General features: G+C 75.3%; 17 protein-coding genes. 8 read left to right on the top strand and 9 right to left on the bottom strand.

What is annotated here, in order from left to right:
* Window positions 1–7 precede the first annotated feature (7 nt).
* Entirely contained in the window at window positions 8–643 is a 636-nt protein-coding gene (locus ACTMS2_RS14530; RefSeq protein ID WP_441175819.1) for a MurR/RpiR family transcriptional regulator, read from the bottom strand.
* A complete protein-coding gene (locus ACTMS2_RS14525) occupies window positions 640–1,344 on the bottom strand; it encodes a GNAT family N-acetyltransferase (RefSeq protein ID WP_441175818.1) in 705 nt (234 codons plus the stop codon). The genes ACTMS2_RS14530 and ACTMS2_RS14525 overlap by 4 nt, the downstream gene beginning before the upstream one ends.
* A 98-nt stretch (window positions 1,345–1,442) precedes the next feature.
* Here ACTMS2_RS14525 and ACTMS2_RS14520 point away from each other — a divergent pair, with 98 nt between their 5' ends.
* Window positions 1,443–2,588, top strand: a complete 1,146-nt coding sequence (locus tag ACTMS2_RS14520) for a M20/M25/M40 family metallo-hydrolase (protein ID WP_441175817.1) — start codon at window positions 1,443–1,445, stop codon at window positions 2,586–2,588.
* A gap of 108 nt (window positions 2,589–2,696) precedes the next feature.
* Here ACTMS2_RS14520 and ACTMS2_RS14515 read toward each other — a convergent pair whose 3' ends face one another.
* Window positions 2,697–3,779, bottom strand: coding sequence for a hypothetical protein (locus tag ACTMS2_RS14515; protein ID WP_441175816.1), 1,083 nt, complete (start codon window positions 3,777–3,779; stop codon window positions 2,697–2,699).
* Between the two features lie 316 nt (window positions 3,780–4,095).
* Between ACTMS2_RS14515 and ACTMS2_RS14510 the strand changes: the two genes are divergently transcribed.
* From ACTMS2_RS14510 to ACTMS2_RS14495, 4 genes are all read left to right on the top strand, one after another.
* On the top strand, window positions 4,096–4,626 hold the full coding sequence (locus ACTMS2_RS14510; protein WP_441175815.1) for an adenylate kinase: 531 nt from the start codon (window positions 4,096–4,098) through the stop codon (window positions 4,624–4,626).
* 204 nt (window positions 4,627–4,830) lie between these two features.
* Entirely contained in the window at window positions 4,831–9,174 is a 4,344-nt protein-coding gene (locus ACTMS2_RS14505) for a S8 family serine peptidase (RefSeq protein ID WP_441175814.1), read from the top strand.
* 165 nt (window positions 9,175–9,339) lie between these two features.
* Entirely contained in the window at window positions 9,340–9,762 is a 423-nt protein-coding gene (locus tag ACTMS2_RS14500; RefSeq protein WP_441175813.1) for a DUF6234 family protein, read from the top strand.
* A gap of 119 nt (window positions 9,763–9,881) precedes the next feature.
* A complete protein-coding gene (locus tag ACTMS2_RS14495) occupies window positions 9,882–10,754 on the top strand; it encodes a peptidoglycan DD-metalloendopeptidase family protein (protein ID WP_441175812.1) in 873 nt (290 codons plus the stop codon).
* 82 nt (window positions 10,755–10,836) lie between these two features.
* On the opposite strand, the gene ACTMS2_RS14490 is transcribed toward ACTMS2_RS14495, so the two are convergent.
* Entirely contained in the window at window positions 10,837–13,098 is a 2,262-nt protein-coding gene (locus ACTMS2_RS14490) for a catalase (protein ID WP_441175811.1), read from the bottom strand.
* 97 nt (window positions 13,099–13,195) lie between these two features.
* On the opposite strand from ACTMS2_RS14490, the gene ACTMS2_RS14485 reads away from it, so the two are divergent.
* The gene (locus ACTMS2_RS14485; protein WP_441175810.1) at window positions 13,196–13,378 is read left to right on the top strand and encodes a hypothetical protein; all 183 of its coding nucleotides are present in this window, start codon (window positions 13,196–13,198) and stop codon (window positions 13,376–13,378) included.
* An 89-nt stretch (window positions 13,379–13,467) separates the two neighbouring features.
* On the opposite strand, the gene ACTMS2_RS14480 is transcribed toward ACTMS2_RS14485, so the two are convergent.
* The 5 genes from ACTMS2_RS14480 to ACTMS2_RS14460 all read right to left on the bottom strand — a co-directional run bounded on the left by ACTMS2_RS14480 (window position 13,468) and on the right by ACTMS2_RS14460 (window position 23,096).
* Complete coding sequence (locus tag ACTMS2_RS14480) at window positions 13,468–14,859, bottom strand: N-acetylmuramoyl-L-alanine amidase (protein WP_441175808.1); 1,392 nt, start codon at window positions 14,857–14,859, stop codon at window positions 13,468–13,470.
* Between the two features lie 187 nt (window positions 14,860–15,046).
* Complete coding sequence (locus ACTMS2_RS14475) at window positions 15,047–16,486, bottom strand: hypothetical protein (protein WP_441175807.1); 1,440 nt, start codon at window positions 16,484–16,486, stop codon at window positions 15,047–15,049.
* Between the two features lie 66 nt (window positions 16,487–16,552).
* Window positions 16,553–19,453, bottom strand: a complete 2,901-nt coding sequence (locus ACTMS2_RS14470; RefSeq protein ID WP_441175806.1) for an ATP-binding protein — start codon at window positions 19,451–19,453, stop codon at window positions 16,553–16,555.
* 76 nt (window positions 19,454–19,529) lie between these two features.
* Window positions 19,530–19,769 carry a hypothetical protein gene (locus ACTMS2_RS14465; RefSeq protein WP_363627260.1) on the bottom strand — a complete coding sequence of 80 codons (240 nt, stop codon included), beginning with the start codon at window positions 19,767–19,769 and terminating at the stop codon, window positions 19,530–19,532.
* Window positions 19,770–19,853: 84 nt separating this feature from the next.
* Window positions 19,854–23,096 (bottom strand): type 2 lanthipeptide synthetase LanM family protein, encoded by a 3,243-nt coding sequence (locus ACTMS2_RS14460; protein WP_441175805.1) that lies wholly within the window; start codon window positions 23,094–23,096, stop codon window positions 19,854–19,856.
* Between the two features lie 305 nt (window positions 23,097–23,401).
* Here ACTMS2_RS14460 and ACTMS2_RS14455 point away from each other — a divergent pair, with 305 nt between their 5' ends.
* Entirely contained in the window at window positions 23,402–25,219 is a 1,818-nt protein-coding gene (locus tag ACTMS2_RS14455) for a BTAD domain-containing putative transcriptional regulator (RefSeq protein WP_441175804.1), read from the top strand.
* Between the two features lie 58 nt (window positions 25,220–25,277).
* Entirely contained in the window at window positions 25,278–25,634 is a 357-nt protein-coding gene (locus ACTMS2_RS14450) for a hypothetical protein (RefSeq protein WP_357723282.1), read from the top strand.
* The last annotated feature ends 4 nt before the right edge of the window (window positions 25,635–25,638 follow it).

The raw sequence follows: 25,638 nt of genomic DNA, 5'->3' as shown, positions 1-25,638 counted from the left end.
CGGCCGGTCACGGCCGCTCCGCGTAGAGACCGAGCTCGGCGGCGAGGGCGTCGCGCTCGCGCAGGCGGCGACCGGCGCCCTTCGAGCTGGCGATGGTCAGGGTCGCGAGCAGGTGCAGCGCGAGCACCACCGAGGTGGGGGAGTTGGCGTACGAGGCGCTGTCGGCGCCGATGACGATGCGCGCGGCGGCGCTCTCGGCCAACGGCGCGTCCTCGGCGTCGGTGACGAGCACCAGCCGACCGCCGTGGCGGACGTACGCGGCGGCGACGTCGATGGTCTCGCGCCGGTAGCGCGCCATGCAGACGGCCACGAGCAGGTCGCCCTGGCGGATGTCGCCGAGCACGTCGAGGGAGCGCAGCGCCGCGCCGTCGACGAGGTGTACGCCGGAGAGCCCGGCGCTGAGGTCGGCGGCGAGCAGGGACGCGAAGCCGAGCGACTTGCCGTGGCCGAGCAGGTACCGGCGCCGGGCCGACACGATGAGGGCCGCGGCCCGTTCGATCGCGTCCTGCTCGGCGGCCCACGCCAGGGCCCTGGCGAACTCGGTGCGTTGCTGCTCCAGGACCCGCTGCTTGAGCACCTGCGCCGACCTGCGCTGCACGTTGCGGTCGAAGCGCTCCGCGGGCGTCGATCTCGTCGTGGTCATGTCTCGTCCCGTTCGAACAGGTAGCTGACGCGGCCGGGGGTCCGGGTGCGCCGCACGACGCCGACCAGCCGTCCGCCCGTGGCGAACCGGTCGGCCAGCTCCCGGCGCAGCCGCGCCCGCTCGTCGGGCGCCCGCGCGGCCGTACGGTCGTCGGCGGGGGAGTCCACGGCCGCGTGCCCGGGGGCGGGCGTCGGCGTGCTGCCCCGGGCGCGGTCGAGGTCCCAGCGGACCAGGACGCGGTCGCTGCCGCCGTCGTCGTAGAAGTCGGGCAGGAAGCGGATCCCGACGGCGCCCAGCACGTTCAGGTTGAAGTGGGCGTTGCGCAGCGCGTACGGGTCGAAGGTCCACCGCATCGTGTGCACGCCCGCGCGCCGGGCGGCGTCGGCCTGGGCGTGCTTGAGCAGACGGCCGACACCGCGCCCCTGGACCCGCGCGTCGACTACGGCGGCCTGCGAGTAGTGGTAGAGCTCGCCGTGCTCGACGCCTGTAAAGCCGTAGCAGAAGCCGACGAGGCAGCCGTCCTCGTCGAAGGCGCCGATCGCGGTTCCGGCGTTCTCGCCCAGCGCGGCCAGGAGGCGGGGGCTGACGGCGTGCTCGGGACCCTCGTAGCCGAAGACGCTCCGGTAGAGCGCCGACGCCGCCGTCCGCTCGGCCAGCCCGGCGAGGTCGCGCGCCACGATGCCGCGGGTGTCATCGGCCATCGCGCCTGCCCTCCTCCCAAGATAGCGATCGTATGTCTGCCAGGCTGCCGTAACGTCCGCTCGTTGACAAGGTCTTGGTTCGATCATAGTGTCCGTATGTGTCGTCGTCGTCGCATCCCGGTCCCGCGCTCGCCGCGCTGCGCCGCTACACGTTGCACGAGTCGCCGACCGGCGACCGGCGGGCGCTGGCCGCGCTGGCCGACGTGCTCGACGCGGACGCCGCTGACGCCGGCTTCCACACTGCCCGGGAGCCGCACCCCGACGGCGACCATCTGGTCTGGACCCTCCCGGCGTGCGGGGTCGCGGGCGGTCCGCTGCTGCTGCTGACCCACTACGACACCGTCTGGCCGGTCGGCACGCTGGCGGGCATGCCGTGGTCCGTCGAGGGCGACACCGTCCGCGGCCCCGGCGTCTACGACACCAAGGCCGGGCTCGTCGCACTGCTCGCGGCGGCGGCGCGCGTCGTACGCGAGGGCGCCCCGCACCCCGAGATCAGGGTCGTCGTCGTCGCCGACGAGGAGATCGGCTCGCCCACCGCCACCGGGCTGGTCCGGGCCGAGGCGGGCCGGGCCCGCGCGGTGCTCGGCCTGGAGCCGCCGCATCCCGGCGGCGACCTCAAGACCGGCCGGCGCGGCAGCACCCGGGTCCGCATCGAGGTCACCGGCGCCGAGGCGCACGCCGCGCTCGACCCTGACGCCGGGGTCAACGCCATCGACGAACTGGTCGATCAGCTCGTGCGGGTCCGCGCGCTCGTCGCGGGCCGGCCGGTCCTGCTCAACACCGGCACCGTCGCCGGCGGGGGCCGGACCAACGTGGTCGCCGGCGCGGCCCACGCCGACCTCGGCCTGCGCTTCACCGACCCCGGGAACGAGGACGCCGTCCTCGCCGGCCTGGCGGCGCTGCGTCCGGTACGCGGGCGCGCCCGGCTCGCCACCCGGCTGCTGTCGCACCGGCCCACCTGGCAGCCGGACGAGGCGGGGGCGCACCTGCTGGACCGGATCGTGGCCGTCGCCGCCGGCCTCGGTCAGCGCCTCGCCGGTCGCCCGGCCGACGGCGCCGCCGACACCAACACGACGGGCGCGCTCGGCCGTCCCACCGTCGACGGGCTCGCCCCGCCCGGCGGGGGCGCGCACGCCCGGCACGAGTGGGTCTCGGCCGCTGGCCTCGGTGCGCGCGCCGACCTGCTGGCCGCCCTGTTCACCGGCCTGCACACGGCGGGCCCGTCCCACGGGGACGGTGCCTGACCCGGCGCGCTCCCGGGAGCCGGGGCGGCGGGCACGACCCCGTGGCCCGGGACCGGGACGGCGGGCACGACCCCGGCGCCAGCGCGCGGATCAGCGCCGCGTCCTCGGTCAGCGCGACCGGGAACGCCGCGCGCGGGCCAGCGCGACCAGCCCCACGGCGATCAGCGCCAGCCCGAGCGCGCCGGCCGCCACGAGGTAGGTCCCCAGGGCGCCGGAGCGGCCGGTCCCGTCGCCGGCGGCGCGGACCGTCGGTTCGGGCGCGGCGGGCGACGTGGGGGACGCGACGGGCGCCGGCAGCGGGTAGCGCAGGACCGTGGGCAGCGTCCCGGGTGGCTGGTCGGCCGTCTCGGACACGGTCAGCAGGGACTGCCCGTCGCGGCTGTAGGTGACCGACTCGCCCTGCGGCTCGTCCGGCAGCGCGACGACCCGTGGCGTTCCGCCGGTCAACGCCGAGACCACGTCGCCGTCGCTGACGTCGAACTCGTACGCGTCGGCGTACGTGCGCAGGACCACCCGGCGTCCGTCCGGCGCGGTGGCGGCACCGGTGACCGCCGTGCGGCCGAGCGCCCCGAACGGGTTGCTCGTCGTGGAGGCCGGCAGCCGGGCCTGCCCCACCTTCTCCAGCCTCGCCGTCGTGCCCGGGCGCAGGGGGGCGCTCGGGGCGTACAGCGTGGCCGAGTACTTGGTCACGACCAGCGGCCGGTCGTCGGCGGTCACCAGCAGGGCCTCGGCGTCGTGCGGGCCGTCCGGGTACGCCATGCGGTACAGCACCGGTCGGTCGGCACCCGGCGGCAGCTTCCACACCGCGATCGTCTGCCGGGAGCGGTCGTTGTCGCCGGTGTCCGCCACCCAGACCGTGCCGTCCGCTCCGACGGCCAGGTCCTCCGTGTCGCGCGGACGCGACGGATAGGACACGCTCCGTACGACGGAGCACCGCTCGTCCAGGAAGAAGATCCGGCGGCGGGCCTCGTCGTCCGCGCCGTCGTTGACCATGACGAACCCGCCGTCCGTGGCGACCATCCCGGAGATCTCGCTCAGCCGGCCGCCGCGCACCTCGCACACCGGCGTCGCGGGTGCCGGCGCCGGCGTCGGATTGGCCACGGCCGGGCCGGGGGCCGTCGTGGCGGCCAGGACGACGACCGCCCCCGCCGCGACCCGTAGCCTCCGGGTCCCGTTGCCTCGTCGCCTCACCAGTAGTCCCCTCGGTGCGGGCCCGCCCCGCCCGGCAGCGGCGGTTACGCGAACCGGTGTCCCGCTCCTGCCGGACCGGGCGCCGCGTCGTGTGTCGTCACCGGCCGCCGTCCGCGCGGCACCGGTGCGTCGCCGACCCCGGACGCGAGCAACGTCCGGGCGCCTGACCAGGGGGTGAGTGTATGACCCGGGGGCACCACGCCCGGCACGGCCCGCCGGTGCGACGCGACCCGGGCCGCCGCCGTGACCGCGCGGGCCGCGACGGGCGCCCCCACCGCCCGGCACCGGCCGGCCGACGGCGGCGTACGCTGCCGCGATGACCGCACCGGCCCGCGTCCTCGTCTACGGGGTGTACGGCGCCGGCAAGTCCACCCTGGCGGCGCGGCTGGCCGAGCGGCTCGGGCTGCCGTGGTACCCGGTCGACGACCTGCTGTGGCAGCCCGGCTGGGTCGAGGTGCCGGTCGCCGAGCAGCGCCGCCGGATCGAGGCGGTCTGCCGACGCGACCGCTGGATCCTCGATGGCGCGTACCACGGCTGGCGGGACGTGGTGCTGGCGCGCACCGACCTCGTCGTCGGCCTGGACTATCCGCGCTGGCTCTCCTTCTGGCGGCTGCTGCGGCGCACCGTGCACCGGCTGCTGAGCGGCGAGGAGATCTGCAACGGCAACCGCGAGTCGCTTCGCAGCGTGTTGTCCCGGGACTCCATCCTGCTGTGGCACGCGACCGCCTTCCGCCGGGCCCGGCGGCGGATGCGCGCCTGGCAGGCCGATCCCGCCGGCCCGCCGGTGCTGCTGTTCCGCTCCCCGGCGGAGCTGGAACGCTGGTTGGCTGGCCTGACCCGCCGGTGAGGATCCTCGACCACCCCGCCCCGCCACCGGGCCGGGCCGGCGACGCCGGCGGGATCCACGCATGGACGTGCGCCATTGCCTTGGTCCCCGTGATCACCTAGGTTTTCACCCGATCGCACCCAGCCGCAGCGAGCACCTCCCCGGCTCTTGGCCAGGCAGCGAGACAACACCCATCGCGCCGCCGACGTGACTTAGGAGCTCACCGTGGCACCGTCTTCCGGTCGAAGAACGTTCCCCTCCCGCTGGCGGACGCCGGTCCGGCTGGTCGCGGCGGTGGCGGCGGGCACCATGCTGCTCGCCGTGGCCCCCGCCCCGGTCGTGGCGGCACCGCTGCCAGCGGGCGACACGACAGCCGAGGGGTCAGCCCGCCCGGCGTCGAGCAAGGCGCAGCCCAAGAGCGGGCTCTGGCTGGTGAAGATGGACAAGCCGTCGGTGGTGGCCGCCTCGCGGGCGAGGCCGGCAGCCACCGGCAGGATCGACACCCGGTCCGCGGCGAGCACCTCCTACGCGCAGGAGTTGGCGCGGCAGCAGGACACGCTGGTGGACGAGATGGAGGCGATCCTGGGCCGCTCCGTACGGGTCGCCCACACCTACCGCAACGTGGTCAACGGCCTGGCGGTCGAGGTCAGCGCGGACGAGGCGGCGCACCTGTCCGGCCTGCCGGGGGTCAGCGCCGTCGTACCTGACGAGGTCCTGGAGCTGACGACCGACACCAGCAACGCGCTGATCCAGTCGCCCGCGGTGTGGGAGGGCAGGACGGCGGAGAACGTCGGCACCCGTGGCGAGGGTGCCGTCGTCGGCATCCTGGACTCCGGCATCAACCCCGACCACCCGTCGTTCGCGGCGGTGGACGGCGACGGCTACCGGCACACCAACCCGTACGGTGCGGGCAAGTACGTCGGCGTCTGTGCCCCGACCCACGCCCAGCACAAGGCGATCTGCAACGACAAGCTGATCGGCGCCTGGTCGATGGTCGGCGCCGACGCCCGGGACGACAACGGTCACGGCAGCCACACCGCGTCGACCGCCGCCGGCAACCGGCACGAGGCGACCATGACCGTCGGCACGAGCACGCACAAGGTCACGGTCTCCGGGGTCGCGCCGCGGGCCAACGTCATCTCGTACAAGGTCTGCATGGTCATCGGCTGCCTCTCCTCGGCGACGATCGCCGCCGTGGACCAGGCGATCGCCGACGGCGTGGACGTCCTCAACTACTCGATCTCCGGTCGCGACGACCCCTGGAAGGACCTCGTCGACCAGGCGTTCCTGGAGGCGTACTCGGCCGGCATCTTCGTCGCCGCCTCCGCCGGCAACAGCGGCCCGGGCGCCAGCACCGTCGCGAAGACCGCGCCGTGGAACATGTCCGTCGCCGCGGTCAGCCACGAGCGGGTCATCGCCCACCGGCTCGACGTGACGGGCCCGACCCCCGTCCCGGCGGCGCTCACCGGCATCGCCGCCGTGATCGGGGAGAACTCGCCGAACCCGCCCATCGAGGGTGAGATCCGGTACTCCGGCGCCGTCGACGCGAACAACGTGCAGGCCTGCGTTCCGTTCCCGGCAGCGGCGTTCAGCGGCAAGGTCGCCCTGCTGCCCCGGGGCGGCTGCGACTTCTCCGTGAAGGTCAAGAACGCCACCGCCGCCGGCGCGACCGGCGTGGTCGTGCACAACCAGTACAGCGGCCCGCCGATCACGATGGGCGCGCTCGCCGGGACCACCATCCCCGCCGTGATGGTCTCCCTCGCCGACGGACAGCGGTTGCGCGACCACGCGGCCGCCACCGACGGCCCCGTCACCGTGCGCGTCGACCCCGGCAGCGAGGTGCTGCGCAACGGTGACTGGACCGACGTCGTGGCCGACTTCAGCTCGCGCGGACCCAGCAGGTTCGACATGCTCGCGCCCACCGTGGCCGCCCCGGGCCGCAACATCCTCGCCGCCACCATGGCGGCGAAGGACAACTCGGCCACGTACGCCTTCATGCAGGGCACGTCCATGTCGTCGCCGCACGTCGCAGGCGCCGGCGCGCTGCTGGCGGCGCTGCACCCCGACTGGTCGCCGACGCGGATCCGGTCCGCGCTGGCGGTCACCGCGGACCGCGACGGGGTGGTCAAGGAGGACGGCCGCACGCCGGCCGACGCGTTCGACGTCGGCTCCGGCCGGATCAACCTGGCCCAGGCCGCCCGGACCGGCATCGTGCTCGACGAGACCGCCGCGAACTTCGTCGCGGCCAACCCCGACGCCGGTGGCGACCCGCAGACGCTGAACCTGCCGGCCGTCGTCGAGCACCACTGCCTCAAGGTCTGCACCTTCACCCGGACGGTGTCCAGCGTGGCCAAGGTGGCCGCGACCTACCAGGTGACGCCGCAAGCCCCGACCGGGGCGCGGATCACGGTCGCGCCGACGCAGTTCACCCTGGCGCCCGGCGCCAGCCAGGAGCTGACCATCACCCTGGACGTCACCGGGACCGCCCGCAAGAGCTGGCTCTTCGGTGCGATCAACCTGACCACCGACGCCCGGCACGCGCCGGACGGGCAGCCGATCGCCCAGGCCCACTTCCCGGTCGCCGTCCTTCCCGCGGCCCCGGACCTGACGGTCGACAAGACCGAGCTGAGCTCCAGCATGGACGTCGCGCAGAACGAGAGCCACACCGTCAAGGTGGGCAATGCCGGCGGCGCCGAGCTCACCTGGCGGGCGACCGGCGACGGCGACGACTGCGCCTGGCCGACCTGGGTCAAGGTGACCCCGGCGCAGGGCATCCTTGGCGCGTTCAAGAGTCAGGACATCCAGATCACGCTCGACTCGACCGGCCTGGACGACGGTGGCGTGTTCCGGGCCAACCTGTGCCTGGCCAGCAACGACCAGGACCAGCCGACGACGACGATCGCGCTGGAACTGACGGTGGTGCCGGTGCCGAAGATCGAGGTGGCACCCAGGTCGCTCTCCGCGCGGCAGCCGGCCGGGCTGGTCACCAGCCAGAAGTTCGCGGTACGCAACGCCGGGCACGGCGTGCTGGACTGGCGGCTGGACGACCCGGACGCCGGCCCGGGCGACGAGCGGATCCGGCTCCTGCGCGACGGCGTCCTGCTGGTGCCCAACTCGGGCAGCGCCACCCGTGGGGTGATGGCGTTCGACCCGCACTCCGGCAAGCTGATCGACCCGCAGTTCGTCCCGCACACCGCGTTCGACCCGTCGACCAGCCTGTACACGCCGTTCCAGGTCATCGCCAAGCCGGACGGCAGCGGCTTCCTCATGTCCGACCAGGTCAACTCCGTCATCACCGAGTACGGGCTGGACGGCCGGTTCCGTCGGGTCTTCGCGCCGGCCTCCGGCGTACGCGACCCGGCGATCATGACCAACGTCCGGGGCATCGCGCTGTCGCCGCGCGGCACCGTCCTGGCGACGGTCGCGAGCCAGGCCAACGCCCACTCCGTGGTCGAGTTCGACGCCGAGGGCAAGTATCTGGGCACGTTCGTCGCCCCGGGCGCCGACGGGCTCAAGGGGCCGTGGGGGATCCTGTTCCGCGGCGACGACATGCTCGTCTCCGCCAGCGACAGCGACGCCATCCACAGCTTCACGAAGGACGGCTCCCGCGCCAACGCCCGCTTCTTCGAGGGACTGAGCTGGCCCGGCCAGCTCGCGGAGCTGCCCAACGGCAACGTGCTCGCGGCGAGCTGGGGCAGCGGCTCCACCGCCGGGGTCTGGGAGATGGACCGCGCCGGCAAGCTGGTCGGCGTCTACGCGCCGCCCGGTGGCTCCGGGTACCAGGGCGTACACCCCCTCGGCAACGGCAACATCCTCACCACCAGCTCCAAGGGGGTCCACGAGATCGACCGCTCCGGCCGCCTGGTCGAGGTCGAGAACGACAAGGGGGCGGCCCGCTTCATCACCCACGTACGCCTGCCGGACCTCCAGCCGTGCGTCACGCCCGACGAGGTGCCGTGGCTGACGGCGTCGCGTACGGCGGCCGGCACCGGCGCCGGCAGATCCAGCGAGGTGACCATCTCGATGGACAGCACCGGGCTGGCCGCCGGCACGTACCGGGCCCAGCTCTGCGTGACCAGCGACGACCCCACCACCCCCCTGGTGACGCTGCCGGTGACGCTCGAGGTCACCGACCAGACCTGCACCCAGGTGGTCAGCGGCGAGCGCCGCGGGCCGCTGCTGGTCGGCGCCGGGGTGGCCTGCCTCGCGCCCGGCGCCGCGGTCTCCGGACCGGTGAGCGTCGGCAGGGGCGCGGGGCTGGTCGCGCTCGACGCCAGCGTCGTCGGGCCGGTGACCGCCACCGGGGCCTCGGTGGTGGAGCTGACGCGCAGCCGGATCGACGGCCCGCTCTCGGTCGCCGGCGTCACCGGCCGGGTCCTGATCGCCGGGACGCGGGTGACCGGCCCGGTCGCCGTGGTCGACAGCCGCACCGGCGACACACCGGTCGTGCTCTCCGGCAACCGGATCGACGGGCCGCTGCGGTGCGTGGGCAACCAGCCGCCGCCGGTGGACGGCGGCGTGGCCAACACGGTCGGCGGCCCCGCCTCCGGCCAGTGCCGAGGGTGGTGAGCGGGCCGCCCCGCCCGGCTCGTCGCTGACGTGGCCACCCCCGCCGGTGCGCTCGCCTCCCGCGACCGCACCGGCGGGCCGCCGGTCCTCGGGCGGCCGGGTGGGTGGGTGCGATGAGTACGCGGGCTCACGTCCCGGAGCCCCGGCTGCGCCAGGCTGTACGCCATGACCCCGTCGACATCCGCCGCCCGCCCCCGGTACGCCCTGGTGCTCATGACGGCGCTCTGGGTGGTGGCCTGCCTGGCGTTGCTGTGGTGGTTGTTCACCATCGGCATGGAGGGATGGGCCGACCACCACTCGAACGGTGACGCGCGGGCGGCGGAGATCGGGCGTCGCTCCGCCCGTGCGCTGGTACTGCTGGCGGTGGTGGCGGCGGGCGGAGCGGCCGTCATCGCGCTGGTGGCGTTCGGCTGCCGGTACCGCCGCACCGCACTGGTCTACGCGTTCCTGGCCGTCGTGATCACGGTGGCGTTGACGCCGGCGGTGGCGGACGCGGCGCGCACGCTGAGGCCGCCGGCCACGCCCGTCCCGGCGCCGACGACCTGCCAGGAGCACAGCGGCGGCGACAGCCGCTGCCCGGGCGGCTGAGCGCGCCGGGTGGGTGGACCGGCCTCGTGCCCGGCCGGGGCCCGGCGGTCGACAGATCCATTCGTGGCTATGTATCGTCACTGCCTCGACCGGCGCACCCGACCAGCAGGGAGCACGTGATGGACCAGCTCGACCCGCCCGCCTGCTGTGGCGACGGCCCGCCGGCCACCGGCATCGACCGCCGGGCGGTGCTGCTCGCCGCCGCCCTCGGCGCGGGCGCCCTGGCCGGTCTGGCCGTTCCCGGCCGCGCCTCCGCCGCGCCCGCGATCTACCACCCGTTCGCCGCGTACCCGGTCACCGGCACCTGGCAGGACCACCTGAACCGGGGTTCGCTCGGCGGCGTCGACTTCGGCATGCCGGTCGGCACCCGCCTGCCCGCCTGCGGCGCGGGCACCGTGCAGAACATCCCGTACAACGGCACGGGCGGGCACACCGTCACCATCCACCACGCCGACGGGTACCGCAGCCAGTACATGCACCTGTCGCAGTTCCTGCTCGGCAACGGCGCGGCCGTGTCCAGCGGCACCGTCGTCGGTCTCTCCGGCGGCGCGGCCGGCGCGCCCGGCTCGGGATCCTCCACCGGGCCGCACGTCCACTGGCACATGATCAATCCGGCCGGCGTACGCATCAACCCGTTGGCCTACCTCGGGCAACAGCCCGCGCCCGGGCGACTGCCCAAGACCTCCACCGAGCACGACGGCATTCCCGGCACCATCTTCTACCAGCGCATGCAGAACTGGCTGCGGCTCACCGCCGGATACACCGGCCCGATCGACGGCGTGCCGGGGCCGAACACGTATGCCGCCCTCCAGCGGGCCATGCGGGCCTACGGCTACACCGGACCGATCGACGGCCAGCCCGGCCCGAACACCTGGCGTGCCGTGCAGCGCCTCGCCTCCGGCCACGGCTACACCGGCCCGATCGACGGGGTGATGGGCCCCAACTCGTGGCGCGGCTTCGCCCGCTTCCTCAACCAGGACAGGTGGGACTGAGCGTCCGTCGGGCTCACAAGAGCGCCGACGAGGGCCGTCCCCCGATGCTGCGGAGGACGGCCCTCGTCGACGTACGCACGCGTCAGGCGACCGAGGCGGGGAACCTCTCCCACACCCGGTGGGCGGCCAGCAGGCGCTGCACGGCGGCGAAGACCTCGGCCCCCGAGCCACCCGCGACGACGCCCGGCGTGCCGGCGACCCCGGCCTGGCTCAGCACGTCGACGCCGGCGCCCCACGCGCCGATCGCCTTGGCGTGCCGCCAGCACTCGTCGATCAGCAGCAGCACCCGCGGGTCCACGGTGGCGGAGTCCGCCGCGCCCGCCTTGGCGTCGCGCGCCGGCGACGCGTCCGGTGCGGGCGTCGGCGCCCCGGCCAGCAGGAGCACGTCGAACTCGACCGAGCGGCCGGTGGCGAAGGTGCGCTGCACGGGCAGGTCGCCCACGAGGCCGCCGTGCGGGGCGATGAGGAGCGGCACCATGCCGGCGGCGAAGACCGCCCGGCGTACCTCGTCGACGTCGTCGAGCCCGGCGCGGGGGTCGACGACGATCCCCACCGTGCGACCGTCGGCCGGCCACTGCCTGCCGACCTGCGACAGCGCGGGGCTGGGCGCGGCGTCCGTGAGCGGCACGGTCGGCTCCGGTGCGGGCAGGCCCAGCCCGGTGGCGACCTCCGCGCACAGCACCGGGTCGATGTTGGCGAGACACTGGAGCTGGCGCTCCCGGATCGCCTGGTGGTAGCACTTGCCCAGCTCGAAGGTGTAGGCGCGGACGATGTGCTCCTTCTCGACCGGCGACATGCTGAGCCAGAACAGGCGGACCTGGCTGTAGTGGTCGTCGAACGAGACCGGGTTGGCGCGTACCTTGGGCGCCTGCGTCACCTGCACCGGCACGTCGACGAACGCGCCGTCGGTGTCCCCGGCGGGGAAGGGGTTGCCGCCGTCGAGCGAGTTCGGCCGGTACGGCGCGACCCCGGCGTGCACGGCCTGCTGGTGGAAGCCGTCGCGCAGCATGTCGTTGACCGGGGCGTGCGGGCGGTTGATCGGGATCTGCGGGAAGTTCGGCCCGCCCAGCCGGGTGAGCTGCGTGTCGACGTAGGAGAACAGCCGGCCCTGCAACAGCGGGTCGTTCGTGACGTCGATGCCCGGCGGCAGGTGGCCGACGTGGAAGGCGACCTGCTCGGTCTCGGCGAAGAAGTTCGTCGGCGTCCGGTTGAGCGTGAGCTTCCCGACCGGCTGCACCGGCGCCAGCTCCTCCGGCACGATCTTCGTCGGGTCGAGCAGGTCGATCCCGGCGAAGGTCTCCTCGGGGGTGTCGGGAAAGACCTGGAGGCCCAGCTCCCACTCGGGGAACGCGCCGGCCTCGATGGCGTCGTAGAGGTCGCGACGGTGGAAGTCCGGGTCCACACCGCCGAGCAGCTGCGCCTCCTCCCAGGTCAGGGAGTGCACGCCGAGCTTCGGCTTCCAGTGGAACTTGACCAGCGCCGTCTCGCCGGCGGCGTTGACCAGCCGGAACGTGTGGACGCCGAAGCCCTCCATCATCCGGTAGGAGCGCGGGATGCCGCGGTCGGACATGTTCCACATGGTGTGGTGCTGCGCCTCGGTGTGCAGGGAGACGAAGTCCCAGAAGGTGTCGTGCGCGCTCTGGGCCTGCGGGATCTCCCGGTCGGGGTGCGGCTTGCCGGCGTGGATGATGTCCGGGAACTTGATGGCGTCCTGGATGAAGAAGACCGGCATGTTGTTGGCGACCAGGTCGAAGGTGCCCTCGTCGGTGTAGAACTTCGTCGCGAAACCACGGGTGTCGCGGACCGTGTCGGCCGAGCCGCGCGAGCCGAGGACGGTCGAGAACCGGACGAAGACGGTGGTCGTCCTGCCCTTGGCCAGGAAGCCGGCCTTCGTCACGCCCTCGGCCGTGCCGTACGCCTCGAAGACGCCGTGCGCGCCGGCGCCACGCGCGTGCACGACGCGCTCGGGGATGCGCTCGTGGTCGAAGTGGGTGATCTTCTCGCGCAGGTGGTGGTCCTGGAGCAGGACCGGACCGCGTGGGCCGGCCTTCAGCGAGTGGTCCGTGTCGCGCAGCCGCGCGCCCTGCGCCGTCGTGAGGAAGGCGCCCTGCTGGCCGTTCGCCGTCGTCGGCGCGCCGGTCGGTACGCCCGTCGGCGTACGGGTCTCGGGCGCGCCCTGTTCCGTCTTGGGCGGCAACGGCTCGTGTGGCGTCGTCGGCTCCTCGACCGTCGGCGGGGCGCTACCCGGCGCGCCCGGCACGTCCGGGGTCAGCGCCTCGGCCACCTTCCCGGCTGCGGTTCCCACGACGTCCCTGACCGCCTTGGCGGGCTTGCTGACATCCATCTGACGAGTTCCTCCGTGAAAGTGGCGATGAGCAGGCGTCTTGGCCCGTACCCCCAGCCGGGCGGGGGAAACGGGGACGCGACGACGGGAACCACCGGTGCCGGACGCCGGCCCCGGCGCGTGGATCGACCGGGCCGACACGTACCGGCTGGACGGCCGCTACGGCCAGTACGTGGTCGCCAGCCCCGCGCGCCGGGCCGCCGTCACCGTGACCGCGCAAGCGGAGCGCGATCAGGACCTGCTCGCCGCCATCCACGAGCTGGTCGTCGCGCGGCTGTGACGCGTCGATGCCGTCCGCCAGCGGGGCGGACGGCATCGGCCGTGGCGGTCAGCAGCGCGGCACGCCGGGGATGAAGCCGTCGTGACCGGTCAGCAGCGCGGCACGCCGGGGATGAAGCCGTCGTGACCGGTCAGGACGAAGGCGTCAGAGACGTACCGGTTGGTGCCGATCCGGTCCCAGACGTTGGTCGTGCCGTAGGGGCCGGTCACCGTGGTGCCGACGGCCTGGCAGTAGATGCTGACGGCCGCGCCGTCGGCGACGGAACCCACGACGCTGTAGCCGGTGCCGGGCCCGGAGCGCACGTTGAGGCTCACCCCCTCGGTGTTCACCGTGCCGGAGCCGACGCCGCTCTGCTGGTTGACCAGCTGCATGTAGTAGGTCCAGTTCCAGTGGGGGCCCGGGTCGGTGTGGGTGGCGCCGGGGACCTCGTGGTGACCGATGATGTGCGCCCGGTCCTTCGGGATGCCGTACTTGTTGGCGAGGCTGCGGGTCAGCGTCGCCGACGCCCGGTACATCGCGTCGGTGAACCAGGCCGCGTTGTCGACGTACCCCTCGTGCTCGATGCCGATGGACTGGGTGTTGTAGGTCCAGTTGCCGGCGTGCCAGGCGATGTCCTTCTCCCGCACCGACTGGGTCACGGCCCCGTCGGAGGAGCGGAACGTGTAGTGCGCGCTGGCCTTGGCGGCCGGGTTCTGGAACCAGCTGATCGAGCCGGCGTAGCTGCCCTGCGTGACGTGGATGACGATGTACCGGACCGGGTGGCTGGTGGGTCGGCTCGCCACGGTGTAGTTGCTGGTGCTGGCCGGTGCCCAGGCGGCCGGCCCGTAGTCGGTGCTGAGGATGCCGACCTCGTCCGAGGCGCCCGGCAGGTCCCGTTCCGGCGTCACCGGGCGGCCCTGGACGCTGCCCACCCCGGCGGGACCGGTGTCGAAGCCGGTGCCGAGCAGGTCGTAGACGGCGTCCGCGTAGAGCCGGGCGAGCGCCGGGCTGGCCGCCCCGCCGTAGCGGGCGACCGGGGCGTACCACTCGTCGACGTCGTCGCGCTCGGCCGCGTCCAGGCCGGCCCGGTCGGCGTAGGAGCGCAGGACGGCAGCCGCCCCGGTGATGTTCGCGGCGGGGTCGGCGCGCAGCGCGCCACGGCTGAGCCCGGTCAGCGTCGCCGCCTCGTCCAGGGTGCGCAGCTTGGGGTTGCTGACCAGGTGCATCATGCCGTAGCCGCCCGCCGCGCTGGGGGCGCCGCCGTGCCCGTCCAGCCGGGTCTCGGCGTAGCCGAGGGCGACGAGCAGGTCGCGGGGGACGTCGTAGCGGCCGGCGGCGGTGTCGAAGGCGGCGGCCAGCCGGGCGGCGGCCGGTGGGCCCGCCTCCGGGGCGGCCGACACCGGCGCGGCGGCCAGGGCTGATCCGCCGGACAGGACCAGGGTCGCGGCCAACGTGGCGCCGAGCAGCCCACGCCTGCGTCGCGCGACGGGTCGAGCAGTCATCTGCACCCCTCCCGATATTCGTCGACATCGATATAAGCCGACGGGTGGCGGTACCGTACACCGCGACGCGAGTCGATGTAAATCCCTTCCGCCCTCGCGGGCGGCGATGACGGAAACCTTCATCGATGGGGCGGGCGACCCCTCGGTCGGCGGCGTGCGGGGTGCCGCGCTCGCGGCGCGACCGGCGTCACGAACCGCCGAGGCGGGGCATGACCGGCCGGACCTCGACGGGGGCGCCCGGCCGCCCGCCCGCCCGCGAGCGGTACTCCGGCACGCCCACGCAGGTGAAGAGCAGGGCCGCGAGGTCGTCCGGCTCGGCCAGCAGATCCGGGACCGCCGCGTCGAGGAAGGTCATGCCGGAGGCGCCCGCGCCGAGGGCGTACGCCGCGAGGTGCAGCCGGCCCTCGACGAGCCCGGCGGCCAGCTGGGCGTCGCGGTAGCCGCGGTCGTCGAGCGCCGACAGCGGCGCCGCGGCCACGACGACGTAGGCCGCGTCGCCGGCGAGCGCCTGGTCCAGGCAGACCCGCAGCAGCTCGTCGCGCAGGTCGCCGGCCCGCAGCGGCGCCGACAGGTCGGGCCACCGGTAGAGGCCGGGCGCCACGCCGTCGACCCCGTGCACGGCGACCCAGTGCGGCACCGGCACGCCGCGCAGGGCCGCGGCCAGGGGCCATTCCAGCAGGGCGCGCGGCAGCGTCCGGGACCTGTCCATCCGCCGTTGTGAGCCGCGCCGGCGGACGACCTCGTCGAGCGGGTCGGACGGCGGGAACGTCGACAGTGGCTCCGCCGACGGCCAGGGCGCGCCGAGCACGTCCCGCTCGCCCGCGCGCTGCGCGGCGGTGCACAGCGGCAGCTCGACCGGGGGCAGCTCGCCGGAGAGCGCCGGCCCGGTGGGCCCGATCGCCGGCTCGCCGTCGCCGAAGGACAGCAGAGCCAGCGGGTACTCGTGCACCCCGTCCGCGCCGACGAGCGCGCGCACGGTGGCGTCCGGGAACAGCGACCGCAGCCGCGGCGCCAGGCCGGCGCTCGCGGCCGCCGCCGACAGCTGGGACAGCAGCGTGCCGGCGTCCCAGTAGAGGTGGCGCCAGCCGCGCTCGGCGTAGCGCCAACCCGTGCGCCAGGGCACGCCCGTGACCACCAGCGTCGTGACCGCCCCGGCCGCGGCGGGCGCCACCCGGACGAGCGCGTGCCGCCGCGCGTCGTACCAGTGCACGCCGTCGGGCACCCCCGCGACGCCCCGGGTGCTCGCGTAGACCTCCAGCGGGAACCGCGCCCCCGCCGAGCCGGAGGCGCGGTAGAGGACGGGGCGGCCGTTGCGTTCGGCGGTGCGCACGACGCCGGCGCCGAGGAAGAGGACGCGGCCGAGCTGCGCGGCGTCGAGGGGCCGGGCGGGGGACGCGACGCCGGCCAGCACGGCGGTCGCGGGGACGCCGGGATCGGGCAGGTCGCGGGGCAGGGCGAGGACGGCGGGGCCGTCCGGGTAGCCCTTCATGGGCGGCGGCAGGGTCGCGGGGTCGTTCGGGACGAGGTCGTGGCGTACGCGGGGATCGTCCACGGGCACGTCCCACTCGCGGCCCGCCTCGTAGGACGTCAGCCGGTGCAGCAGCCCGGCGCCGGTGTCGAGGTCCATCCGGTCATCCTGCCAGCGCGCGACGCCCCACGGGGGACCGCGCGGCCGGCGGGGCGCCGCCGCCGGTCAGGCGCTCTCCACCTCGGCGGCGAACTCGCTGAGCGCGATCCGGTTCGGCAGGCCCGTCTTGCCCAACAGGCTGGACACGTGCCGCTCCACCGTGCGCGGGGACAGGTGCAGCCGGGCGGCGATCTCCCGGTTGCTCAGCCGCCCGACCAGCAGCCGCAGCACCTCGTACTCCCGCACCGTCACGCCCACCGACCGCAGCTCGGCGGGGATGTCGCCCGCGCCGGAGCGGCGCTGCGTCAGCCGTACGCCCGCCCGGCGCAGCAGGGCCCGGCAGGCGCTGGCCACCGCCGGCACGTCGCTCGAGTGGAAGTGCTCCTCGGCAGCGCGCAGCCACTGCACGGGCGTTCCCCAGCCGTCGGCGAGGGCGGCCTCGCAGACCAGCCGCAGGGCGAGGTGCCGACCCATCGCGTACGGCGCCCCGGCCCGCATCGCCTCGGCTGCCGCCTGCGCCGCCGCCTCCGCTCGACCGGAGCGGCCGAGCAGCACCGCCTTCGCGAAGAGCGCGAACTGCAGGTCCCAGCGCAGCCTGCTCGCCGAGTCGCCCTGCACCGCCTCGTAGGCCGGCCAGCCGGCCTCGCCCGACATGACCTGGAGCAGCAGGTGCAGGCCGTGCCGGCCGGAGAGGTGGAAGACCGTCGGGCTCTGCGCCTCGGCGTCGAACGCGCGGGCCAGCTCGTCGAACGCGCGGGGCCGGTCCTCCTCCAGCAGCGCGCAGAAGGCCCGGGCCAGACCGTGTACGCGGGTGGCGTGCAGGGCCTGGTCGCCGCCCCACCGGCGGAACTCAGCCAGCGCGTGCTCCATCTCCCGGCGCCGCCCCCGGTGTGCGGCCAGCACGGCGCTGACCAGCAGCACGTACTGGGTCGTCTCCAACAGCTTCAGCCGGGTGGTGGCGGCCAGCACCTGCTGGACGAGGGTGGCCGCCGTGTCGAAGTCGCCCCGCAGCACCGCGTGCAGGGCGAGGCTCGCCTCCGCCTGGTGGCGGGCGGTCACCGCGCCGGCCTGAGAGGCCCGTTCCCGGGCCTGTTCGAGGCGGTCCAGGCGCGCGTCGCGCAGCGCGTCGTCGTTGCCGAGACGGATCAGCGCGTGGATCTCCCAGATCGGCAGCCGGTGCTGCGCGGCGATCGCCAGGGCCCGTTCCAGGCACCGGGTCGCCTCCGCCGGGTCGCGGTGCCGGGTCAACGCGCCGAGCAGCTGCCAGGCCTGGCAGGCCACCACGGGCAGCGGGACGGTCTCGGCGACGGTGGCGGCCCGCCGGGCCAGCGCCTCGGCGGTGGCGAGCTGGTCCTGGCCGGCGGTGTCCAGCACCAGGTGGGCGGCGACCACGTCGACCGGGGCGGTGTCCTCCGCGGCGGCGTCCGGACCGAGCAGGGCCCGCGCCTGCTCCACCTGGGCCAGCCCCTCGGCCGACCGGCCGGCGACCGTCGCCGCCCAGGCCAGCCGGGTGTGCAGCTGCGCCCGCCGGCGCGGGTCGACGCCACCGATCTGGTCGAGGGTGCTGACCGAGGCGAGCGCCCGCTCGACCAGCCCCGCCTCCGCCAGGGCGTGCAACAGGGCTTCGAGGGCCGCGGCGCGCGCCACGGGGTTCTCGCCGAGCAGGCCGATCGCGCGGTCCAGCAGGGCGACCGCCGTGGTGGCGCCGCCCTGGGCGATCGCCCGCCGGCCCGCCTCGGTGAACAGCCGGCCGGCCGTCTCCGGGTTGTCGGCCTCCAGGTGCAGGGTGGCCGACACCTGGCACCACTCGCCGGGCAGCCCGGGGAAGACCGCCTCCACCGCGTCGGCCATCCGCTGGGCGAGCCGGGCCCGGTCGCCGGGACCGAGGAGGGTGAGCAGCGCCTCCCGGGTGAGCCGGTGCCGGAAGGCGTACCAGTCGGTGAGCTGGTCGTCGACCGTGACCAGCCGCGCCGCGACGTCACCGCACAGGTGCTCCAGCACGCCCCGGTCGCTCAGCCCGGTGGCCGCCTGCACCACGGCCAGCGGGAAACGCTGACCCAGCAGCGCGCCCATCGAGAGCAGCTCCCGGGCCCGGGGGTCGAGCTGCTCGACCCCCTGCGCCATGCCCTTCGCCAGGGTGCTCGGCAGGCCGGCCGGCAGTTCCTCGGACATCCGCCAGCCCTCGGAGCCCCCGACCAGCAGGTCGCCGTCGACCATGCCGGCGACGAGTTCCTCGATCAGGAAGGGGTTGCCGGCACTGCCCGTCGAGACGAGGGCGTGTGCGGCCGCCGGCACGCGCTGCGGGTCGGCGTCGAGGCACGCGCCGACCATCTGCCGCAGCTCGTCGTCGTCGAGCCGGCCCAGCTCGATGAGCGTGCACTGACCGCGCTGGGCGGCCGACCGGGCGATGGTCGACGCCGCGCAGGGCTCGGCCCGGATGGCGCCCAGCAGCAGGGTCGGTTGCAGGGCGAGGTTGTCGATGAGGTACTCCAGCACCGTCAACGTCTCCGTGTCGGCGTCCTGGAGGTCGTCCAGCAGCATCAGGCAACCCCGCCCCGCGCCGGCCACCCCGGTCAGCCGGAGGACGGCCTCGGCGAGGATCACCAGGGACGCGTTCTCCTGATCGGCCGGCGGCCGCCCCCAGTCGGGCACGAGCCGGCCGAGGATCGGGCCGTACGGGCCGAGCGCGCCGGGGTCGACCGGCCCGGAGCGCAGCAGCGACAGCACCGCCTCGGTCAGGGGCCGCAGCGGCACCGCTGTGCCGATCGTGCTGCCCCGGCCGCGCATCACCCGCATGCCCGACGCGGTGGCCAGTTCGGCGACCCTTGACGCGAGGCGGGACTTGCCGACGCCGCTCTCGCCGACCACGAACACCGCGCCGCCACGGCCCGCCCGCGCCGATTCGAGGCTTTTGCGCACCGCGTTGAGCTCGACGTCCCTACCGATGAACTTCGAGGCGCGGTACACACTGCGCACGCTATCCGAGGAGGCAGGCCACGGCCCAACGCGGTGCCGACGACGCCGGCCCCGGGCGGCTATCCGATCACAGCGGGCGCTCGGGGCAGCAGGTCGTCAGGGGCGCGGCGTCCGCAGCCGCGGCGCCGCCGTCACCGACGAGACCGCCGATCACCATGCCCACGGGTACGACCAGGCTGGCGAGGGCCGCCGCGCGGATACCGAACGTCACGACGGGCTGCAACCACATCGCTCCGGCCGGGTCGTCGATCGGCGCCGCGGGGTCGATCTCGTCGGCACGGTACGAGGGGAGCTGGTTCTCGGACAACTGTCATTCCTCCTGGAGTGCTTCGTAGGGTGCTTCCGGAGCTTGCCGCTCCACTCGAGATCGTCGTCGCTCGCCGGGCGGTCCTCAACCCGAGGAACGCGGTTCAGGGGTCGGTTCCAGCAGCAGCACCGACGGCACCGGCCCGGCCCGGCAGAGCCGCAGCAGCCCGTACCCGATGCCGGCGAGGCCATCGACCAGACCGGGGGTGGGCACGTTGCCCGGCGTACCGCAGCGAGCCCCGTGGCGGTCGACGGCGGCGAGGACCCGACCGGCGAGTCGGCGCGTCGCCGACCCCTCGCCGTCGAGGACGCCCGTCGCCTCGGCGACGCCCAGCTCGCCGTGGCAGAGGCTGAGGTCGTCGAGCAGCGGCCGGTCGGTGAGCAGGCGCAGCGCGTCGGCGTCGAGCGGGCCCGTGTCGGGGGCGAGGGCGTGGTGGGCGAGGGCCAGGCCGGCCGCGCCACGACACCAGCCGTACCCCGCCGGACCGCCTCCGCCAGGGGTGCCGGCCCCCCGCAGCGCGCGCCGGCCGGCCCGCGCGTACCGGGCGCCGCCGGTGCGGGCGTAGCGGCCCAGCGCCCAGCCGATGCCGGCCAGCCCGCCGGCGAAGCCGGCCTCCGCCGGCAGCTCGTCGCGCTCGACCGCGTCGACGAGCCGGTCGGCCCAGTCGCGGGCGAGCGACGCCGCCGGCGCGTGGTCCAGCTCGGCGTGCACCGCGTGCATGGCGGCGAGGCAGCCCGCGCCACCGTCGGCCCACGCGAGAGCCGACGATCCCACGCTGGCGGCGGCGGCCAGGTCCACCGCCGCGCGGGCCTGCCCGGCGATCCCGGGGTCGGCCAGCAGGGTGGACAGCCGGGCGAGCCCGTACGCGATGCCGCCGAGGCCGTACAGCCCGCCGGGGCCGATGGCGGCCACCAGGTCCGGGCGCGCGCCGAGCAGGCGGAACAGCCCCGGCACCCCGCCGACGGCCCGGCGGGCCAGCTCGGCGTAGCGGGCGTTGCCGGTCACCTCGGCGAGCTGGCCGAGGAAGAGCGCGACCCCCAGGTGGCCGGTGGCGAGCCCGGCCCCCATCGGCAGGACGAGCCACTGCCGGTCGTCGACCAGCTCCAGGCCGAGCCAGTTGACTCGGCCGGCACCGGTGACGCCGCGGGCCTGGATCTCGTCGGCCAGCGCGCACGCGGCGGCGAGCAGGCGCTCCGGCGAGGCGGCGGCGCCCGCGACCGGCCGGGACGTCGGCGTGGCGGCGTGCCGGTCCCCGGCGGGACGACGGGTCGCCAGCGTCGCCGCGACGATCCACTCCTGCTGCCGCCGGTCGGCCTCGCCCAGCGCGGCGATCTTGTTCAGCGCGGTGTCGAGCCCGCGGCGGGCCAGCGGTACGGGCAGCGGCTCGCCGCCCCCGGCCACCCGGACCGTCCGGCTGCCCGGCGTGCCCTCGAACAGCGGTACGTCGCCCGCCCACAGCGCGGCGACCTCGTGCCGCGGGAACTGGGCGAGGAACGGGTGCCCGGCGGCGCTGGACCAGAGGACGCCGAACGCGCGGTCGCGCTCCAGCGCGTCGCCGAGCACGTCCGGGTGCGTGGTCTCGGTGAGCAGACCGTGGTACGCCGAGGTGGGGCGGGCCACCAGCCGTACCGGGACCTCGGCGCAGGAGCTGACCAGCTCGGTGAACTCGCGCCGGTGGGCCCGGATCGTGTCGTACGCCAGCCGGAACCCCGCCCGCAGGGCCGGCTCGTGGGCACCGGGGTCGACCACGGCGTCGCCGACGCGGGGCCGGTTGCGCCCGCCGACGAAGTCGACGGCCCGGCGGGTCAGCCGCATCCGGTCGGTGCCCGGGTCGGCCCAGTCGAGGGCGCTGACGGGGGCGGTCGCGCCGTGGTCGCCGCCGACGCCGGAGAGGTCCATCGCCCCCTGGTCGCCAACGACGATCACCGGTATCAGGCCGGTCCGGTGCACCGAGGCGGCCAGCAGGTCGGCGGCCGGGTCACCGGTGCCCGCCGCCTCGCCCAGCGGGGGGTGGAAGAGCGTCTCGGTGTCCACGACGACCGGGGTGTCACCGGCGGCGATCAGGTTCTCGTAGTGCATGTCCGTGGCGTGCAGGGCGTGCAGCAGCGCGACCAGGGCGCCCTGCCGGCGGTAGAAGTCGTCCGCCTGCTCGGGGCGGCTCAGTGCCGTCGCGTCGACGTACGCCGACCAGCCGTAGCCGGGGCGGGTCAGGGCGGCGACCCCGCGCAGCCCGAGCCCCGGCGCCCGCCGCTCCAGCCAGTCGACGAATGCGGTGAAGCGGACCTGGGAGGCCAGCTCGCGCGGCTTGTAGACGACACTCCGGCCGTCGGCGAAGCACAGCACCGTGGTCGTCCGGCCGCCGGTGTGCGCGTCGCCCAGGTTGCTGCGGAACGCGACCAGCGGGCCGGGGTCGGCGCCGCCGAGCAGGGCCGCCACCAACTCGTCGCGGTCGGCGAGGAAGCGGGTCAGCAGCTCCAGCCCGGTCCGGGCGGCCGTGGTGGCGGCCTGCGCCAGCAGACGGGCGAGCACGGGACGGCGCTCGACCAGCTCGGCCAGCCCGGCGGGGTCGCGGAGCTGCGCCACGAAGTCGGCGAAGCGGGCCCGGCCGTCGGCGCCGGCGAGCAGGCCGGCCGCGCGGCGCCGGTGCAGCTCCGAGACCAGCGTGCGGGCCGCGACGGCGAGCAGGCGGTCTTCCAGCGTGGCGGCGAACCGGTCGGTGAGGGTGGTCAGGTCGACCGTCTGCCGCGTCGCGATCCGGCCGGCGCCGGCGCGGAACCGGTCGGCGGTGACGTCGACGAACGGTCGCAGGGGCGCGGCGAGGGCGGCCCGCCAGTCCGCCGGGTCGGCCTGCGGCCGGGGCGCCGCCGCGGTGGCCAACGCCGCCTCGACGGTCTGCGCCCACGGCGGGCGGGTCGTCCTGGCGGCGAGCGCGGCCGGGTCCTCGGCCAGCAGCCCGCGCAGCCCCGACTCGTCCAGGCCCACCTCGGCCAGCCGCGCCGCCAGGCCCGGCCCGTGCCCGGCCCGCCACCGGGCCAGCCTCCGCTCGACGTCCGGGCCGCTGGCATCATCGGCGGCAGCCGGGCCACCCGCGCCGTGTGGGCCGTCGCTGCCGGGTCCGCCGGTCGTGGCGCGTGCCGCGTCGCCGCCGGGCCCGCCCGTCGTGCCGTCCGCGTCCGTCGGTGCGTCGGCGGGCGGCCGGCCCGGTGCGCCGACGGCCCGGCCGGGCACGCGTTCGTGCAGCGCGAGCCCCGGCGCCCACCAGTGCGGGGCCAGCCGTACGCCGGAAAAGGCGTGCTCGGTGGCGCCGGCCGGGGGAGTCGAGGTCACCGTTGCAAGGTGCCAGAGCGGGGCGCGGAGTTCATGCGTGGAAACTACCCACATTCATGCTCCGGTGCTGGCCGCGGCGGTGGGTGCGAACCCGCCGGGCCCAGGGACGGCCTCACGGGCCGCGCCGGCCGGTGATCCTCACCCCGGGCGCGACAGCCCCATCCTAGTCACGATCAGTGATCAATTGAACGGTCAGCGTGACATCGGCGGGAAATTGGGTGCCGCCCACGCATGTGGATGGTGCCGGTGCCGATGAGTCTTCGGACGACTGTCTACCCGGGGCGGCGCGATGAACGGAGCCAGGGATGGAGTTTCGGGTACTGGGGCCGGTGGGGGCCTGGAGGGGTGACGCCGAAGTGGCGCTGGACGGCGCGAAGCAGCGGACCGTGCTCGCGGCGCTGCTGCTCGCCGAGGGGCGTACCGTGCCGGACACCCGGCTGTGCGAGCTGCTCTGGGGGGAGCGGCCGCCGGCCACCTTCGCCGCCCAGCTCTACAACTACGTCTCGCGGCTGCGCAAGTATCTCGGCGCCGAGGTGGACATCGCCCGGCAGTGGTCGGGATACCAGATCCGCATCGGCGCCGCCCAGCTCGACCTCGACGAGTTCGAGCGCCTCGCCGAAACCGGGCGCGAGGCCCTGCGCGACGGCCGGTACGCCGAGGCCGCCGAGCGGCTGCACGCCGCCCTGTCGCTGTGGCGCGGCCCCGCGCTGTCCAACGTGACCGAGCACCTCGCGGCGGCCGAGACACACCGGATGGCGGAGCTGCGGATGGCGGTCCTGGAGAGCCGGATCGAGGCCGACCTGCGGCTGGGCCGGCACGTGCGGCTGGTACCCGAGATCACCCAGCTCGTCGCCGAGCACCCGCTGCACGAGGGACTGCGGGGCCACCTGATGACCGCCCTGCTGCACTGCGACCGGCAGGCCGACGCGCTGGCCGTCTACCACGAGGGCCGCCGGGTGCTGGCCGACGAGCTGGGCGTGGACCCGGGGCCGCTGCTCACCGAGGCGTACCGGTCGATCCTCGCCGGCCCCCCGGCCCCGGCGGTCGTCGCGGAGCCGAGCTGGCACGGCGTACGGCCCGCGATGCTGCCGCCCGGCGTCGCTGACTTCGCCGGCCGGGAGGAGGAGCTGAGCGGGCTGCTGCGGGTGCTGACGGCCGAGCCGACGGCCCGCCCGCCGGTCGCCGTGGTCACCGGGATGGCCGGCGTCGGCAAGAGCACGCTGGCCCTGCACGCGGCCCACCTCACCCGCGGTGCCTTCCCCGACGGCCAGCTCTACGCCGACCTCGGCCGCGCGAGCGGCAACGCCGTCGAGCCGTACGACGTGCTCGGCTGGTTCCTGCGCAGCCTCGGCCACGCCGAGGCGGCGATCCCGAAGGGCCTCGACGAGCGGGTCCGGCTCTACCGCAGCCAGCTCGCCGGCCGGCGGCTGCTGGTCATGCTCGACGGCACGGCGGACTACGCGCAGGTGTGCCCGCTGCTGCCCGGCGACCCCGGCTGCCAGGTCATCGTCACCAGCCGGCTGCGGATGCCCGAGCTGGCCGGCGCCACGTCGATCGAGGTCGGCACCCTGGACCGGCGGCAGGCGCTCGCGCTGCTCGGGCGGATCATCGGGGCGCAGCGGATCGCCGAGGAGGCCGACGCGGCCGAGCGGATCGTCGAGCTGTGCGGTCGGCTCTCGCTCGGCGTCCGGGTCGCCGGATCGCGACTGCTGGCGCGCCCGCACTGGTCGCTCGGGTACCTGGCGGACCGGCTCGCCGACGAGCGGTACCGGCTGGACGAGCTCCGGCTGGGCTCGATGGACGTCCGGGAACGGCTGGACAGCAGCTACCACCAGCTCGCCGACCTGGGCCAGCTCGCCCTGCGCCGGCTGGCGCTGCTGCGCACGCCGGCCTTTCCGAGCTGGTGCACGGCGGAGGTGCTGGGGGTGTCCCGGCACGCCGGCGAGGAGGTGGGGGAGCACCTGGTCGACGCCCGGCTGCTGGAGATCGTCGAGTCCGACGGCGGCCGACGGCAGCGGTTCCGCTTCCACGACCTCGTGCGCGTCTTCGCCCGGGAGAAGGCCGACCAGGCCGACCGGGTGCTGGTGGCCGGCGCCGGGGCGCTGAGCGCGGTGGGAAGCTGAGCCGGCGGCGGTGTAGAGAAGATATAGCCGGCGGCCGCACGGTCACGGGGTGAAAAGCGTGACAACGAGGGACTGCGCAACGGCCGTCCCCGTCGACGTGGAGCGCGTCGCCCCCGACACGATCGTGGCCCGGATCCGACCCGACCTCGACGATCCGGTCTTCGCCGGCCACTACCCGGGCTTTCCGCTGCTGCCCGGGGTGCACATCTTCGAGTTCGTCCACCGGGCGGTGCGCGCCGTGGCCCCCGAGCTGGTGCTGACCGAGATCGTCAGCTGCCGTTTCCTGCTGCCCTTCCGCGGCGACGACGAACTCGTCGTCACGATCCACCGCGACGGCGAACTGTGGCGGGGCGAGGTCGCCGTCGCCGCCGTGCCCGTCGCCGAGGTGCTGCTGCGCTACGCGAGCGAGGAGTGACCGC

Source organism: Micromonospora sp. SD12 (genome assembly GCF_052068495.1).
In the GTDB taxonomy this organism is placed as follows: domain Bacteria; phylum Actinomycetota; class Actinomycetes; order Mycobacteriales; family Micromonosporaceae; genus Micromonospora; species Micromonospora echinofusca.
Note: the sequence above shows the minus strand (reverse complement) of the source record. Positions and strands in the feature narration are given on the sequence as shown.

Excerpts from the sequence above, each read along its gene's own strand:
- ACTMS2_RS14455 (WP_441175804.1), top strand. The coding sequence starts at position 23,402 with ATGGAGTTTCGGGTACTGGGGCCGGTGGGGGCCTGGAGGGGTGACGCC.
- ACTMS2_RS14510 (WP_441175815.1), top strand. The coding sequence starts at position 4,096 with ATGACCGCACCGGCCCGCGTCCTCGTCTACGGGGTGTACGGCGCCGGC.
- ACTMS2_RS14490 (WP_441175811.1), bottom strand. The coding sequence starts at position 13,098 with ATGGATGTCAGCAAGCCCGCCAAGGCGGTCAGGGACGTCGTGGGAACC.
- ACTMS2_RS14480 (WP_441175808.1), bottom strand. The coding sequence starts at position 14,859 with ATGACTGCTCGACCCGTCGCGCGACGCAGGCGTGGGCTGCTCGGCGCC.
- ACTMS2_RS14500 (WP_441175813.1), top strand. The coding sequence starts at position 9,340 with ATGACCCCGTCGACATCCGCCGCCCGCCCCCGGTACGCCCTGGTGCTC.
- ACTMS2_RS14475 (WP_441175807.1), bottom strand. The coding sequence starts at position 16,486 with ATGGACCTCGACACCGGCGCCGGGCTGCTGCACCGGCTGACGTCCTAC.
- ACTMS2_RS14530 (WP_441175819.1), bottom strand. The coding sequence starts at position 643 with ATGACCACGACGAGATCGACGCCCGCGGAGCGCTTCGACCGCAACGTG.
- ACTMS2_RS14495 (WP_441175812.1), top strand. The coding sequence starts at position 9,882 with ATGGACCAGCTCGACCCGCCCGCCTGCTGTGGCGACGGCCCGCCGGCC.
- ACTMS2_RS14525 (WP_441175818.1), bottom strand. The coding sequence starts at position 1,344 with ATGGCCGATGACACCCGCGGCATCGTGGCGCGCGACCTCGCCGGGCTG.